The organism is Chryseobacterium kimseyorum (genome assembly GCF_025971945.1).
GTDB lineage: Bacteria > Bacteroidota > Bacteroidia > Flavobacteriales > Weeksellaceae > Chryseobacterium > Chryseobacterium kimseyorum.
In genome coordinates this window covers 1-1,674 of record NZ_JAPDHW010000042.1, presented here as the reverse complement: position 1 = coordinate 1,674, position 1,674 = coordinate 1, and the positions used below count along the sequence as shown (strand labels likewise).

General features: G+C 38.9%; 2 protein-coding genes. Both read left to right on the top strand.

Annotated features, from left to right (window positions below; translation table 11 throughout):
- On the top strand, positions 1–1,035 hold a 1,035-nt coding region (locus OMO38_RS20230; protein ID WP_264751986.1), incomplete at its 5' end, for a glycosyltransferase.
- A partial coding sequence (locus OMO38_RS20225) for a UDP-galactopyranose mutase (RefSeq protein ID WP_264751985.1) occupies positions 1,028–1,674 on the top strand: 647 nt, incomplete at its 3' end. The genes OMO38_RS20230 and OMO38_RS20225, both read left to right, overlap by 8 nt.

Genomic DNA, 1,674 nt, shown 5'->3' with positions numbered 1-1,674 from the left:
GTATTCTATTTCGAGGAACCAAAAATTGGAGATTCAGACATGTATATTGTCGATATGCAGGATGGCGTTTCAATTGTTCAACTGTTGGTTACCAATCATAATGAGACGACCGCAGACCGTATCAAAAATCTTATTTTACAAGTATTGAAGGAATATAATATCGAAAATTACATCTGTTGGTATTACACTCCGATGGCACTTCAGTTTACCGATCACCTTAAACCAGAGACGGTTATTTATGACTCTATGGACGAGTTATCTGCGTTTAGATTTGCTCCGCCCCAGCTTTTGCAGTTAGAAGACGAGCTTTTCAAAAAAGCTGACGTAGTTTTCACAGGCGGAAATTCTCTCTACCAGGCTAAGAAGAACAGACATCACAATATTCATGCAATGCCAAGCAGTATTGACAAAGAACATTTTGGACAGGCAAGAAGTATTCAGCATGAACCTGAAGATCAAAAATCAATCGGCTTTCCAAGATTGGGTTTCTTTGGCGTTGTCGATGAAAGATTTGATATTGAACTTCTACGTGAGGTTTCAGATCAGCGTCCGGAATGGCAGTTTGTTATCATCGGGCCTGTTGTCAAAATAAATCCTGACGATCTGCCAATAGCTCCGAATATCCACTATCTGGGACCGAAAACATATACTGAATTACCATTGTACATTGCCAATTGGGATATCGCTCTGATCCTGTTTGCTCTGAATGAATCTACAGAATTTATCAGTCCTACAAAGACTCCTGAATATTTAGCCGCAGGAAAACCTGTAATTTCTACCGCCATTAAAGATGTTGTTCAGCCGTACGGAACTGCCGGACTGGTGCAGATCATCCATGATACAGATTCTTTTATCTCAGCGGCTGAAGAGATTTTTGAAGATACAGAGAAAGATCATTGGCTGAGAACGGTAGATCATTTTCTTGAAAACGATTCCTGGGATCACACCTTTAATAAAATGAAAGCACTGATTGATGAGGTAAGCGTAGAGAAAGTTCAAATTACAAATACAAAAAAACAGATCAACCATGTATGATTTTTTAATAGTAGGCTGCGGTTTTTCCGGCGCAGTTCTGGCAGAGCGTTTGGCTAACGAGGGAAAGAAAATCTTAATAGTTGACAAGAGACCTCATATTGCAGGAAACGCATTTGATTTTTATAATGAAGATGGAATTCTTATTCATAAGTACGGTCCACATATCTTTCATACCAATTCAGAAGATGTATTTAAATATTTAGGAAAATTCACTGAGTGGAGACCTTATGAACACCGTGTATTGGGAAGTGTTGACGGATTGTTGGTGCCCATTCCGATTAACCTTACTACGATTAATGAATTGTACGGTAAAAATCTGACATCTGATGAGGTTACAGATTTTCTGGCGTCAAAAGCTGAGAAGAGAAGTCCAATTCTGACTTCCGAAGATGTCGTGCTGAATGTTGTTGGTAAGGAATTATACGAGAAGTTTTTCAAAGGCTACACCAAAAAACAGTGGGATCTTGATCCTTCTGAGCTGGATGCTTCGGTTACTGCACGTGTTCCGACGAGAACCAATAAAGATGACCGTTATTTTACAGATACTTTTCAGGCAATGCCAAAGAATGGTTATACTGAGATGTTTAAAAAAATGCTGTCGCACAAAAATATCAGCATTATGCTTCAGACAGATTACAA